This window comes from Rhodococcus sp. Leaf278, assembly GCF_001426085.1.
Classification (GTDB): Bacteria; Actinomycetota; Actinomycetes; order Mycobacteriales; family Mycobacteriaceae; genus Rhodococcoides.
Genome location: NZ_LMRR01000010.1, coordinates 25,383 through 38,192, shown reverse-complemented (window position 1 = coordinate 38,192; position 12,810 = coordinate 25,383). Strand labels below are relative to the sequence as shown.

Annotated in this window: 14 protein-coding genes; 6 read left to right on the top strand and 8 right to left on the bottom strand. The window is 65.1% G+C overall.

Features of this window, described 5'->3' with window-relative positions; genetic code table 11:
• Positions 1 to 9: 9 nt before the first annotated feature.
• Positions 10 to 948 carry a metallophosphoesterase gene (locus ASG84_RS11370; protein WP_442970926.1) on the bottom strand — a complete coding sequence of 313 codons (939 nt, stop codon included), beginning with the start codon at positions 946 to 948 and terminating at the stop codon, positions 10 to 12.
• 185 nt (positions 949 to 1,133) lie between these two features.
• Between ASG84_RS11370 and ASG84_RS11365 the strand changes: the two genes are divergently transcribed.
• A complete protein-coding gene (locus ASG84_RS11365) occupies positions 1,134 to 1,598 on the top strand; it encodes a GatB/YqeY domain-containing protein (RefSeq protein ID WP_057477143.1) in 465 nt (154 codons plus the stop codon).
• 63 nt (positions 1,599 to 1,661) lie between these two features.
• Here the strand turns inward: ASG84_RS11365 and ASG84_RS11360 are convergent, their stop codons facing one another.
• Positions 1,662 to 4,010, bottom strand: coding sequence for a penicillin-binding protein (locus tag ASG84_RS11360; protein ID WP_057477142.1), 2,349 nt, complete (start codon positions 4,008 to 4,010; stop codon positions 1,662 to 1,664).
• A gap of 295 nt (positions 4,011 to 4,305) precedes the next feature.
• Between ASG84_RS11360 and ASG84_RS11355 the strand changes: the two genes are divergently transcribed.
• Positions 4,306 to 4,629: a WhiB family transcriptional regulator gene (locus ASG84_RS11355; RefSeq protein WP_008712729.1), complete on the top strand. Its 324-nt coding sequence runs from the start codon at positions 4,306 to 4,308 to the stop codon at positions 4,627 to 4,629.
• A 46-nt stretch (positions 4,630 to 4,675) separates the two neighbouring features.
• On the opposite strand, the gene ASG84_RS11350 is transcribed toward ASG84_RS11355, so the two are convergent.
• Together ASG84_RS11350 and ASG84_RS11345 are read right to left on the bottom strand one after the other, a co-directional pair.
• On the bottom strand, positions 4,676 to 5,806 hold the full coding sequence (locus ASG84_RS11350; RefSeq protein WP_057477141.1) for an ArsA family ATPase: 1,131 nt from the start codon (positions 5,804 to 5,806) through the stop codon (positions 4,676 to 4,678).
• Positions 5,803 to 6,810: an ArsA family ATPase gene (locus tag ASG84_RS11345; RefSeq protein ID WP_057477140.1), complete on the bottom strand. Its 1,008-nt coding sequence runs from the start codon at positions 6,808 to 6,810 to the stop codon at positions 5,803 to 5,805. The genes ASG84_RS11350 and ASG84_RS11345 overlap by 4 nt, the downstream gene beginning before the upstream one ends.
• A gap of 106 nt (positions 6,811 to 6,916) precedes the next feature.
• On the opposite strand from ASG84_RS11345, the gene ASG84_RS27410 reads away from it, so the two are divergent.
• Positions 6,917 to 7,084 (top strand): DUF4177 domain-containing protein, encoded by a 168-nt coding sequence (locus ASG84_RS27410; protein WP_072691993.1) that lies wholly within the window; start codon positions 6,917 to 6,919, stop codon positions 7,082 to 7,084.
• 5 nt (positions 7,085 to 7,089) lie between these two features.
• Positions 7,090 to 7,548 carry a RidA family protein gene (locus ASG84_RS11340; protein ID WP_057477139.1) on the top strand — a complete coding sequence of 153 codons (459 nt, stop codon included), beginning with the start codon at positions 7,090 to 7,092 and terminating at the stop codon, positions 7,546 to 7,548.
• Here the strand turns inward: ASG84_RS11340 and ASG84_RS11335 are convergent.
• Together ASG84_RS11335 and ASG84_RS11330 are read right to left on the bottom strand one after the other, a co-directional pair.
• Positions 7,529 to 8,923, bottom strand: coding sequence for a wax ester/triacylglycerol synthase domain-containing protein (locus tag ASG84_RS11335; RefSeq protein ID WP_057477138.1), 1,395 nt, complete (start codon positions 8,921 to 8,923; stop codon positions 7,529 to 7,531). The genes ASG84_RS11340 and ASG84_RS11335 overlap by 20 nt on opposite strands.
• Positions 8,920 to 9,786 (bottom strand): Gfo/Idh/MocA family protein, encoded by an 867-nt coding sequence (locus tag ASG84_RS11330; protein WP_235581627.1) that lies wholly within the window; start codon positions 9,784 to 9,786, stop codon positions 8,920 to 8,922. The genes ASG84_RS11335 and ASG84_RS11330 overlap by 4 nt, the downstream gene beginning before the upstream one ends.
• Positions 9,787 to 9,857: 71 nt before the next feature.
• Between ASG84_RS11330 and ASG84_RS11325 the strand changes: the two genes are divergently transcribed.
• The gene (locus tag ASG84_RS11325; RefSeq protein ID WP_057477136.1) at positions 9,858 to 10,649 is read left to right on the top strand and encodes an MBL fold metallo-hydrolase; all 792 of its coding nucleotides are present in this window, start codon (positions 9,858 to 9,860) and stop codon (positions 10,647 to 10,649) included.
• A 58-nt stretch (positions 10,650 to 10,707) separates the two neighbouring features.
• Here ASG84_RS11325 and ASG84_RS11320 read toward each other — a convergent pair whose 3' ends face one another.
• On the bottom strand, positions 10,708 to 11,382 hold the full coding sequence (locus ASG84_RS11320) for a Crp/Fnr family transcriptional regulator (RefSeq protein ID WP_027494494.1): 675 nt from the start codon (positions 11,380 to 11,382) through the stop codon (positions 10,708 to 10,710).
• A gap of 268 nt (positions 11,383 to 11,650) precedes the next feature.
• Positions 11,651 to 11,920 (bottom strand): hypothetical protein, encoded by a 270-nt coding sequence (locus ASG84_RS11315; RefSeq protein ID WP_057477135.1) that lies wholly within the window; start codon positions 11,918 to 11,920, stop codon positions 11,651 to 11,653.
• Between the two features lie 173 nt (positions 11,921 to 12,093).
• Between ASG84_RS11315 and nth the strand changes: the two genes are divergently transcribed.
• Positions 12,094 to 12,780 (top strand): endonuclease III, encoded by a 687-nt coding sequence (gene nth, locus ASG84_RS11310; RefSeq protein ID WP_235581635.1) that lies wholly within the window; start codon positions 12,094 to 12,096, stop codon positions 12,778 to 12,780.
• Positions 12,781 to 12,810 lie beyond the last annotated feature (30 nt).

Genomic DNA, 12,810 nt, shown 5'->3' with positions numbered 1-12,810 from the left:
TGGAGAAGTCTAACTCACGACTGCCTCGGAACGCGAAACGCCCTCGTCGGAGACGTTTCTCGGACCCATTCTGGGGGCCGGAGTCAGCGTGATCAGAGTCGCCTCGGGGCGGCAGCAGAAGCGTGCCGGCGCATAAGGCGAGGTGCCCACGCCCGCCGAGACGTGCAGCTGGGTGTGCGCACCCCACTTGGACGGACCCTTGACCCGGGAACGGTCGATCTCGCAGTTGGTCACCAGGGCGCCGTAGAACGGCAGGCACAGCTGACCGCCGTGGGTGTGACCGGCGAGGACGAGGTCGTAACCGTCCTGGGCGAACCTGTCGAGCACGCGTGGCTCCGGCGAATGCGTGATGCCCAGGCGTAGGTCGGCCAACGGGTTCGGCTGGCCGGCGATGGTGTCGTATCGGTCCCGCTTCAAGTGCGGGTCGTCGACGCCGGCAGCCGCGATACGTACCCCGGCGACCTCGAGTTCGCGACGTACGTGCGTGACGTCGAGCCAGCCCCGCTCGGAAAACGCGGCTCGCAGGTCGCGCCACGGCAGCGATTCACCCGTCGTGCGCTTGTGGTTCTTGTCGAAGTACTTGAACGGGTTCTTCGGCTTGGGTGCGAAGTAGTCGTTGCTGCCGAACACGAACAGACCCGGCCGCGCCAGCATCGGCCCCAGTGCCTGCACGACGCTGGGGACGGCACGTTGGTGGGAGAGGTTGTCGCCGGTATTGACGACCAGATCGGGCTCGAGGCGGTCCAGTTCACGGAGCCAGTTCTGCTTCATCCGCTGGCCCGGCATCATGTGCAGGTCGCTGATATGCAGCACCCGTAGAGTCGCCGAACCGGGCTCGAGCACCGCCATGGACGTCTCACGCAGAGTGAAGGCATTGCGCTCGATGAGGGTGGCGTAGCCGAGCCCCAACGCAGCGGCACCCGCCGTCCCGATGACGGAACTCTTCAGCGGTGCTGCTCTGACGGCGTCACGCACGTGCTCGGCGGCACTGCGCAGTTGCTCGGGGGCGCTGCGCAGCTGCGTCGAAGAACGGAGAAGCGAGGGACTGAGTTGAACGGCCACCCGATCCACGATACGGCAGCAACCTGATATGGACGTGCGAGAAGGAAGCCGCGCCGCGTAGCGTTTCGGCCATGTCCGAACTCAAGGCTCGCATCCGAACCGACCTGACCGCAGCGATGAAAGCGAAAGACAAGCTCCGGCTGGCAACGCTGCGCATGATCCTCGCTGCTATTCAGACCGAGGAGGTCTCCGGCAAGGAGGCCCACGAGCTGACCGACGACGACGTCCTGAAGGTGCTGGCGAAGGAGTCGAAGAAGCGCGGAGAATCCGCCGAGATCTACACGCAGAACGGACGCGGCGAGCTCGCTGCCAACGAGCACGCCGAGGCGCAGATCATCAACGAGTACCTGCCCACTCCGCTGACGGACGAGGAGCTGGCCACCATAGTCGACACCGCCATCGCCCAGGTTGCAGAGGAATTGGGCGAGCGACCGGCCATGAAGCAGATGGGTCAGGTCATGAAGATCGCGTCGGGACTGGCCGCAGGCAAGGCCGACGGATCGCGACTCTCGAAGGCCGTCAAAGACCGCCTGTGACATTCCTTGTGAACGGAAATTCGTAGTGGGCTACGAATTTCCGTTCACATGCGGCGAAGCCGCTCAGCGAGGTGCTGTCAGCCCCGGGATCGCCGGGATCTGGATCCCCGGCGGTAGGTCCGGTATCTGAATGTTCGGCAGCAAAGGGGCCGGAGCCGGTGCCGGTCGAACCGAGCCGTCGCTGACGTAGATCGTGATGTTCGAACCCGGTACCGCCGAACCCGACGGCGACGTCGACACCACGGTGCCGCGCGCAGACTGATCGGCCGTCGTCACCGCGGTCACCTGGAAGCCTGCACCCTGCAGCGTGGACGTCGCAGACGACTGGCTCTGACCCGTCACATCGGGAACCTGACCGTTGGCGGAGCCGCGGACGTACTTCTGGTCGACCGGTGGCAACGCGACGGGACCGTAGTTGTTGGCGATCGGGGTCATGGCGTCGAACCACGTCCGCGCGGGTTCGTTACCGCCGTACAGGTTGCCCGAGCCACAAGGCCGCAGCGGGAACGAGCAGATCTCGCTGGGCGTCGGCGAATCGCCGTAGGTGTACACGGCGGCGGCGTAGTTGTTGGTGAACCCGAGGAAGCCCGAGGAACGGTTCGACTCGGTGGTACCGGTCTTGCCGGACATCGGCAGGTTCCAACCGGCGGAACCGGCGGCGGACGCGGACGTGCCGCCCGCCTGGTCGTCCTTGCTCATCGCGTTGGCCAGGGTATTTGCCAGGCCGGGCTCGACGACCTGCTCGCAGGCCTGGTGTGCGACCGGAACGGGCTTGCCGTCACGGTCGAAGATCGAGTCGATCGGGGTGGGCGGGCACCATTTGCCGCCGGAGGCGAGCGTGGCGGCCACGTTGGACAATTCCAGTGGGTTGACCCAGGTGGGTCCGAGTGTGAACGAGCCGAGGTTCTGGCTCTTCTGGAAGTCGGCCATCGACTGCTCCGTGCCCGACGAACCCGGGTCGGTGTACGAGCGCAGGCCGAGGCGAACGGCCATATCGACCGTCGGCGTGACGCCCACGGACTCGATCAGCTTGACGAACGCAGTATTGGGGGACTGCGCGAGCGCGTCGGTGATGGACAGCGCAGGCGGGTAGTTGCCTGCGTTCTCCACGCAGTAGGTGGACGCGGGGCAGTTTCGGGCACCGCCGTCGCCGACGCCCTTGACCTCCACGCGCTTGGGAACCTGCAGCGTTGCGCTGGTCCCCAGCCCGCGTTCCATGGCTGCGGCCGTGGTGAAGATCTTGAAGATCGAGCCCGCTCCGTTGCCGACGAGGGAGTGCGGTTGCGGCTGCACGGTTTCGTCCTCGTCGGCGTTGAGGCCGTACGTGCGGCTGCTGCCCATCGACAGAACGCGGTGCTGGTCCTGCCCTGGTGCGACGACGTTCATGACCGTGGCGACGCCGTCGAGGCTCGGGCTGGTGTTCTCGACCAACGCGGCCTTGGTGGAGTTCTGCACCGCGGGGTCGAGCGTCGTGCGGATGAGGTACCCGCCCTTGTCGATCTGCTCCTGGCTGATTCCGGCCTGAGCGAGGTACTGCAATGCGTAGTCACAGAAGAATCCACGGTCGCCGGCCGCGATGCATCCGCGAGGCAGAGTCTGGGGGACCGGTAGTACACCCAGCGGCTCGGCCTTGAGTGCCTCGAGCTCTGCGGCGCGCTCGGGAAGGTTCTGAATCATCGTGTCGAGCACGGTGTTCCGGCGCTCGAGCACACCCTCTTCGTTGGTGTACGGGTTCAGGGCCGAGCTGGACTGCACCATTCCGGCGAGCATCGCGGCCTGGACGGCGCTGAGCTGGCTGGCATCGATGCCGAAGTAGGTCTGGGCCGCGTCCTGGATACCGAAGGACGCGTTACCGAACGGCACCAGGTTGAGGTATCGGGTGAGGATCTCGTCCTTGGTGAGCTCTTTGTCGAGCGTGAGCGCCATCCGGATCTCGCGGATCTTGCGGGCGGGTGTCGTCTCGATTGCCGCGCGTCGTTCCGAGTCGGTCTTGGCCACCACCAGCAGCTGGTAGTTCTTCACGTACTGCTGATCGATCGTGGACGCGCCCTGCTCGACCTGGCCGCTCGTAGTGTTGGTCAGAAACGCGCGCAGCGTGCCCTGCCAGTCGACACCGCGGTGTTCGGCGAAGCGGCGGTCCTCGATCGAGACGATGGCGAGCTTCATCTCGTTGGAGATCTTGTCGCTCGGTACTTCGAAACGGCGCTGCTCGTACAGCCACGCGATGGGTGTGCCGTTGACGTCCGTCATCGTCGAGACGGCAGGTACTGCGCCCTCGACCAGTTCGGCCGACACGTTGTCGACGGTATCGGCGGCACGGTTCGAGGCGTATCCGAATCCTCCGGCCATGGGGAACATGACGCCGGCGAGCAACGCACCGGCGAGTGCTGAACATCCGGCGAGCTTCGCCACGGTTTTTCCAACTGACACAGGGCACAGCGTACGTGGGTACGGCTCGGACCGGCATCAGGCCCGCATGCGCTGTGTGCTGCGCCCCTGCTCGGGACGGCCGTACCAGAAATGTGACCTCGCCGTCTTGCATTCGCGGCTCGCTTTACCTAAATTATGAACACGGTGTGATTCACGTAACACTTGATAATGATTGTGGGGCAGCTCTTAGAATTTGTGCTTCGGCAGCGAAGTACAAACGGTCTTGGAGCCTCCGGGACGTCCAGCAAGGACGACCGACACGCAAAGGGGTATCCGCATGCATACGACAACCGCGCCGACGCGACTCGATGTAGAGGAAGCAGAAGCACGCATCGCCTGGGTGTCGCACGCCCGCTGCAAGGGCACGGACCCGGATCAGCTTTTCGTCCGGGGCGCAGCGCAGCGGAAGGCCGCGACCATCTGCCGGCACTGCCCGGTACTGATGCAGTGCGGTGCGGATGCCCTCGACAACCGAGTCGAGTTCGGCGTGTGGGGCGGCATGACGGAACGCCAGCGCAGGGCGCTGCTCAAGCAGCACCCCGAGGTCGACTCCTGGTCCGAGTTCTTCGAAACCCAGCGCCAGCAGCAAGCAGCAATCTAGTTCTTGCCGGGCCCGGCAGGCGCACAGCCTGCCGAGCTCGGTCGATTTATCCCTTACGCGTCAGTTGATCGGCCACCGCACGCAGCGCGGCGAGGTCGGAGACCTCGAACGGCAGCGAGGGAACACCGACGATGGGCACCCGGGGGTGCGCACCGGTGAAGCGTCGAAGCAACCGCACCTCGCGTGCTGCCGTCACCGCGCGTTGCGCATGGATTCGGAGGACCGCAGCGGTCAGCGTCGAGCCCGGGTCTTCTATCCGATCGAGCAGGTCAGCTGCGGTTGCAGCGTGATCGGCCTGCACCGACGACAGCGTCGGGTGCGTCCGGTTCACGACGAGACCGGCCAACGGCATCTTCTCGGCCGAGAGGCGTTCGACGAAGAACGCCGCCTCCCGCAATGCGTCGGGCTCTGCAGCAGCGACCACTAGGAAACTGGTGCCGTCCTCGCGCAACAGCTGGTAGGTACGCGTCGCACGCTCGCGAAATCCGCCGAACATGGAATCCAGCGATTGAACGAAAGCCGATGCGTCGGAAAGCATCTGGCTTCCGATCACCGTGGAGACGCCGCGCATCGCCAGACTCATCGCACTGGTGACCACCCGGGTGATGCCGCGGCCGGGAGCGGTCAGCAGTCGGATGAAGCGGCCGTCGAGGAACGAACCGAGCCGCTGCGGTGCGTCGAGAAAATCGAGGGCATTGCGCGACGGCGGAGTGTCCACCACGATGAGATCCCACGACTTGTCCAGGGACAACTGCCCCAGCTTCTCCATCGCCATGTACTCCTGCGTGCCCGAGAAGGACGACGCCACCGTCTGATAGAACGGGTTGGCCAGGACCTGCTCGGCCTTCTCCGGCGTCGAATGCTCGATGACCATCTCGTCGAACGTGCGCCGCATGTTCAGCATCATCGCGTGCAGCTCGCCCTTGGCACCGGCACCCAACTTCACCGGCTGCGGGCTGTTGTCGAGATCGCCGAGCCCCAGAGCCTGAGCGAGACGGCGGGCCGGGTCGATCGTCAAGACCACCACCCGCCTGCCCTGCTCGGCGGCACGTAACGCCATCGCGGCGGCAGTCGTCGTCTTACCGACCCCGCCTGCCCCACAGACGACAACGATCCTGGACGTGGGATCGGTCAGAATGCGATCGACGTCGAGTTCGGTTGCTACTGGTCGAGTCATCGGACACCCTGTTCTGCCAGCTTGGCGGCGAGCTCGTACAAGCCGCCGAGATCGACACCGTCGGCCAACATCGGCAACGACATGCGTGCGACGTCGAGTTCTTCGAGTTGCGTCGCGCTCTCCACCTGAGCCGACAGCGTCGACGCGTGCTCGATCGATTCGGTGAGCAGACCGGCGAAGTCGGCCTCGGAGAGCGTTATTCCGGTCTTGGCGAGGCCGTCCTGGATGGCGGCGGCGTCGATGTTGCCCTCGGCTATGGCGTCGAGCGAGTCGTCGGGCAAGAACGTCGGTTCGGTGCGGTTGACGATGACCGTGCCCAGCTGAAGATCTGCCGCAGCGAGTTCACGGACTGCGTCGGCGGTCTCCTGAACCGGCAGGGCTTCGAGCAGTGTGACGAGATGCACGACGGTGTCCGCCGAGTGCAGCAACCGAACCACGCCTTCACTCTGCGAACGCACCGGGCCGCCCTTGGCCAGATCGGCCATGGCCTTGGTGACGTCGAGGAAGTTCCCGATCCGACCCGTCGGCGGCGAATCCACGACGACCTCGTCGTACGCCCGGTTTCCCTTCTTGTCGGTCCGCACCACGCATTCCTTGACCTTGCCGGTCAGGAGTACGTCGCGCAGACCCGGTGCGATGGTCGTCGCGAACTCGATGGCACCGATCTTGCGCATCGCGCGACCGGCGAAACCGAGGTTGTAGAACATGTCGAGGTATTCGAGGAACGCCGTCTCGATGTCTATGGCCAGCGCGTAGACCTCACCACCGCCGTCCGCCGAGGCCACTCGCGTCTCGACCGGCGGCAGCTGCGGCACGTCGAACAGCTGCGCGATGCCCTGCCTGCCCTCGACCTCGACCAGCAGTACTTTTCGTCCCCCGGCAGCAAGCGCGAGCGCCAACGCGGCGGCCACCGTCGACTTGCCTGTGCCGCCCTTGCCGGACACGAAATGCAGCCGCGCGGCATCTGCCTTCGCCGGCCATCCCTCTTGGTTCGATGTACCCACGCTTCGACCATATAGAGACTCGACGGCGGTCGTCCGACGGAACCGACAATCCCGTCTTCGCAGTGACGCACCCCTCGTGTTCGGCCGAACGATAGGGTCGACAGTCATGAGCGAAAAGATCATCTGGGAGTACTTCACCGCACCGGTGCTGATTCACGCCACCAAGCAGATTCTCGACAACTACGGGTCCGAGGGCTGGGAGCTCGTCACGATCATGGCGGGCCCCAACGGCGGCGACACCTTGGTCGCGTACTTCAAGCGTCCGAAGGGCTGAGCACGATGGCCGACTGGAGCGGACGGCTGTCCGAGCTGGGCATCGAGCTTCCCGAGGTTGTGCCGCCGTTGGCGGCGTACGTCCCGGCGGTACAGGTGGGTTCCCTCGTCTACACCTCGGGTCAGCTGCCCATCGTGGACGGAAATCTGACGGCCGCGGGCAAGGTCGGCTCCGACGTCTCGGCCGAGGACGCCACAGCAGCGGCGCGCATCTGCGCGTTGAACGCGCTCGCTGCGGTTCATGCCCTCGTCGGTATCGATTCGATCGCGCGCGTGATCAAGGCCGTCGGCTTCGTGGCGTCCGCGCCGGGGTTCACCGGTCAACCCGGGGTGATCAACGGGGCGTCGAACGTCATCGGTGAGATCTTCGGTGACGCAGGCAAGCACGCCCGCTCGGCTGTGGGTGTGGCCGAATTGCCCCTCGGTGCGTCGGTGGAAGTGGAGCTCATCGTCGAACTTCGGTAGTCGCCGTTCCGTGGAGTGCGGCGCAGGTCTCCTCGATCGCCGAGCGCAGCATGGTCGCATAGTCGGCGTGGTCGGGCACGGTCGTCGGACACGCGGTCACACAGACGGTGATCAGATCGCCGTACCCGTACACGGCGTGACTGACGCTGCAGCCGGGCCCGAGAGCCGCCATACCCGCACACGACAGCGCTCGCGCCGAGCCGAGCATGAGCTCGAGGTTCGTTCGGTTGATGCTGGTCACAACCGTGTGTGTGTTGACGCGATCAGGTGTCCCGGTGCGAGGGGCCGCGCGCCGACCATGGCGCCCGAAGCCCAGCACCAGAGCCGCTGGATAGACCTCGGCCGATCGAGTTGCGTCGAGGTGGCGGTGATCGGTCACGTGGACGCGTTGCAGCGCCAGCGATTCCCCGACGGCCTTCGCTCGTCGGGTCACGTCGGCGAGTTGTGGGTGCAGTTCCACAGCAGCAGGCAGTGTGCGATTCACGGCCGGCCACGGCACCGACGCCGGCAGGGCGGTGGGCACGAGGGCTCGGAGGTCGTCACGGTCCGGTTCGCCGTGGGCCGCGAAGTATTCGGCCAGTGCGGCCCCGACGGCGGTGAGTGCAGTGACGGTTACGGTCGCCGAGCCGCCCGTCCAGTGCGACTTCGGGAACTGCATCAGGTGCACGACTCTGGTCTCGTCGGGATGGGCGTTGAATGTCACGCCCTCGACAGGCGCATGTGTCACCAGCTCCCCGTCTCGCACCGCAGCCAGGTACTTCCGCTGGGCGCGCACCATCGGGATCTGCGACCGGGCCCAACGGAACGGCAGCAGCACGGCGGCCTTCACTGCGTCGTACCGCGGGCGCGCACGCGATGCCACCGGATCCGTAAGAGTCGTGTGCCCGGTGATGTCGTCGCGACCGAACAGTCCGCGGGCGATATGGGTGCCCACCGATCCGTCGGACAGCGCATGACTGATCTGAACGACGACGACAGTGGCCGCTCCCCGTGCTCCGTCGACCTCCGAAAGTCCCCGGCCCACATGAATTTTCCATGCCCGATCCGTCGCGTCGACCGGAACGCTCGATAGTTCTGCCAAAAACGAGTCGAGTGTGTGTCGGCCATTGGACAGGTCATGATCGACCAGATGGTCGCGAACAGGATGCGGATCACGGACCCATCGCGGAAATTCCCACTGCCCCGGCGCCTCGCAGATGCGGATCCCCAGCCTCGGAACACGTCGAGCGCGATGGTCGATGTGCGCCGCCACGTCGTCGAAGCTCGGCGGATCGCTGTCACCGGAGTCGAAGACGATCACCGTGTACTGATCCATCGAACGGTGTGGGGTGGAGGCGAGATGGAACATCGCGTCCTTGACGTCCAGCACAGTCATGGGTTCAGGGCTCCCTCTCGCGCCTGATCGATCAATTTCTGCAGGTGCAGTCCTCGGTGTACCGAGCATTCGTGATCAACACCGGAGTCGACCGACTGGAGGAATTCGTCCAGTAGGACGGCGAAGCAGTCGGTCGACGACGTGGATCGATCGGTGAGGGTCTCGACTCCGTCGGTGCCGCTCAGTTCGATGCGCATGAGCGAGGGCATGATCGGTGTCCGCAGTGACAGTTGCACCGTGCTGCGCGCGCCGCCCTCGTGCTCGAGCAGTACCGCCCAACTGTCCGACGCCACCTCTCGGTGCGAATAGGCAACGCGTGCAATCGTTCCCAACGCAGCGTCGAGTAGGTCGAACACATGTGGGCCGATGTCGAGGATCGCACCGTCGTCATGTCGCCACGGCGAATTGGCGTATGCCCCGCCGAGGATCGCCCCGGAGAACCAGGTTCCCGACCCTGCTGCCCAGGTTCGTCCGGCCACTGTGTCGAGGAATTGCCTTGTCTCCGGGGCGAATCGGAGAGTCAAGGTCACCATCGACCGCACTCCGGCGGCCGTCACAGCCGCTGCAAGTTCCTCGGCCTCGGCCACGGTTGCCGCAATCGGCTTGTCCAGCAACACATGTTTGCCTGCCTGCACCGCGCGCAATGCGTACCCGGCCTGTACCGCCGGTGGTACCGCGAAGGCGACCGCGTCGACTGCGCCCAACAGAGCGTCGAAGGAGTCGAAGACCGGCGCCCCCAGATCGGCCGCGACTTCGGGTCTGCGCGCCCACACTCCGGTGAACTCCACTCCCGGATGAGCGAGCAGCGAGGGAGCTTGAGTTTTGCGAGCCCAGGGGCCTGCCCCGACGAGTCCGATCTTCATACGCATCGACGTTAGTCGTCGTCACCGGTCCTGTTCCACCTCGAGAACAGTGGGCGACCTACAGTACTTTCATGGCCGTCTCGAACCCCCAGCATCCCGCGTACGGACTTCTCCGGCAGGTGACGCCCACCGCGTCGGTTCTGCTCGCCGACAACCCGGGCAAGATGACACTCGACGGAACGAACACCTGGATCCTGCGGGCACCCGGGTCCGACGAGTGCATCGTCGTCGATCCGGGTCCCAAGGACCGCGCTCATCTGGACGCCGTCGCCGCGTCGGGCACGGTGGTGCTGACGCTCGTGACCCATCGCCACGCGGACCACACCGGCGGAGTGAAGCGGTTCCACCGCAAGACGGCCGCTCCGGTCCGCGCATTCGGGGAAACGTTTCTGCACGGGGACGCTGCGACATTGGCCCACGGCGAGGTGATCGAAGCAGCCGGGCTGCGCATCGAAGTGCTGCACACCCCCGGTCACACTGCGGATTCGGTGAGCTTGGTGCTCGACGATGCGATTCTCACCGGAGATACGATCCTGGGCCGCGGCACCACGGTGCTCGACCCGAAGGACGGCTCACTCGCGGACTATCTCGACTCGCTGGACCGGCTGGAAGCAGCAGGTGCGGGAAAGACGGTGCTGCCCGGGCACGGCCCGGAACTGCCGGACGCCGCCGAGGTGGCGCGAGCGTATCGCGCTCACCGTCGGCAGCGTTTGGATCAGGTTCGCGCGGCGCTCGTCGAGATCGGCGAGAACGCGAAGCCGATGCAGGTGGTACGCCACGTCTACTCGGACGTGGACAAGAAGCTGTGGCCTGCTGCGCGAATGTCGGTCAAGACGCAGCTGGCCTACCTCCGCGAGAACTAGCGAGCTGCTGTCTCGAAGGAGCTCGGCCTAGCGAGCTGCTGTCCCGACTGAACCCGGCCTAGCGAGCTCGGCGAGCCAGACGCTCGGAGTCCGAGATCAGCACGGACTTGCCCTCGAGGCGCAACCATCCGCGGTGTGCGAAGTCGGCGAGTGCCTTGTTGACGGTCTCGCGAGAGGCACCGACGAGCTGGGCGATCTCTTCCTGCGTCAGGTCGTGGGTGACGCGAAGCGACCCCGCTTCCTGCGTTCCGAAGCGCTGCGCGAGCTGCAGCAGCGCCTTCGCGACACGTCCGGGGACGTCGGTGAAGATGAGGTCGGCCAGGTTGTTGTTGGTGCGGCGCAGACGTCGAGCCAGCACGCGCAGCAGCTGCTCGGCGATCTCGGGGCGCTGGTCGATCCAGTCCTTGAGGGCAGCGCGATCCATGCTGACCGCGCGGACCTCGGTGACCGTGGTGGCCGAGGACGTACGGGGGCCGGGATCGAAGATGGAGAGCTCGCCGAACATGTCCGACGGTCCCATGATCGTCAGCAGGTTTTCGCGGCCGTCGGGGGAGCGTCGTCCGAGCTTGATCTTGCCGGAAACGATGATGTAGAGCCGGTCTCCGGGCTCACCCTCGTTGAACACGACGTGTCCGCGGGGGAAATCGACAGGCTGCAGCTGCTTCGTCAGCGCCGCAACCGCAGAGGGTTCGACTCCTTGGAAGATGCCGGCCCGTGCCAGGACGTCGTCCACTTGCGCTCCTTTATGGATGTCGACGATGCGGCAAACCCGCACCATCGAAGGCGTTTGTACACAGTCGTGCCACCCACCGAACCGCGGGAGCAGTTCAGGCGTCGAAGCCGGTGCAATGTCCAAACACAACAATTACCTCAGGGGAGTCTACTTCGACTCGGTCGAAACCGAGTGATCGACGCCACCACAGGTTGCCAGAGCGAATGAGCGTGTGTTCCCGTTCACCGAAAATTCATGGAAATCGCGACTTATCGGACGAAACCGTTGCTCAGCTGGCGCGTTGGTCGACCATGCCGTCGCGCGTGTCGATGGTCCGCGGAGGGGTCTGCCGACGCTTGCGGGTATTGAACCGCGCCAGCGCGTGTGGGAACCCATCGCTGGCCAGTGTGGCGACCTCGGACTTGCTCGCCTGATCGAGGAATTCCTGTACTTCCTGCTCCCGGACGCCGAGCTTGCTGAGCCGGAACTCGACTCGTTCCATCGCGAGTGCGAAGAGCATGAGTAGTACTGGAAAGAGCACCACGGCGAGTCCTTGCATACCGGCCAGTTAACACCGAAAAGATCTCGATACAAACACGGTCCGCTGCTGCCGCGACGAACGTTACGCATTCTTGTCCGTACAGTTGTGGAGTGGATTCGACAGCTCCGAAACGCCCCGACGTGCGCAAACGCGAGGAGACGCACCTCGGGCTCGTGCGTCGAGCTCGGCGAATGAACCGGACGCTCGGGGTCGCCTTTCCGCACGTGTACTGCGAACTCGACTTCACCACGCCCCTCGAACTGGCCGTGGCGACCATCCTGTCGGCGCAGTGCACCGACAAGCGCGTCAACATGGTCACGCCGGCACTGTTCGTGAGATACCGCACAGCCCGCGACTACGCCGAGGCGGACCGCACCGAACTCGAGGAGTTCATCCGAACCACGGGTTTCTACCGGAACAAGGCCAACTCACTGATCGGGCTAGGGCAGAAACTGCTGGAGAACTTCGACGGCAAGGTGCCTGCAAACCTGAAGGACCTCGTCACGCTGCCCGGTATCGGCCGCAAGACGGCCAACGTCGTTCTCGGCAATGCGTTCGACGTTCCCGGCATCACCGTCGACACGCATTTCGGCCGCCTGGTGCGGCGCTGGCAGTGGACCGAGGAAGAGGACCCCGTCAAGGTCGAGCACGCGGTCGGTGCCTTGATCGTGCGAAAAGAGTGGACGCTGCTCTCGCATCGCGTCATATTTCACGGTCGCCGCGTGTGTCACTCCCGTACACCGGCGTGCGGGGTGTGTGTCCTCGCGAAGGACTGCCCGTCGTTCGGTCTCGGTCCGACCGATCCGGCCGCCGCAGCAGCTCTGGTGAGGGGCCCTGAGACCGATCACCTCCTCGCTCTTGCCGGAATCGTGTCGTGAACAAGGCCGCTCTCCGCTGGTCTCTGGTTG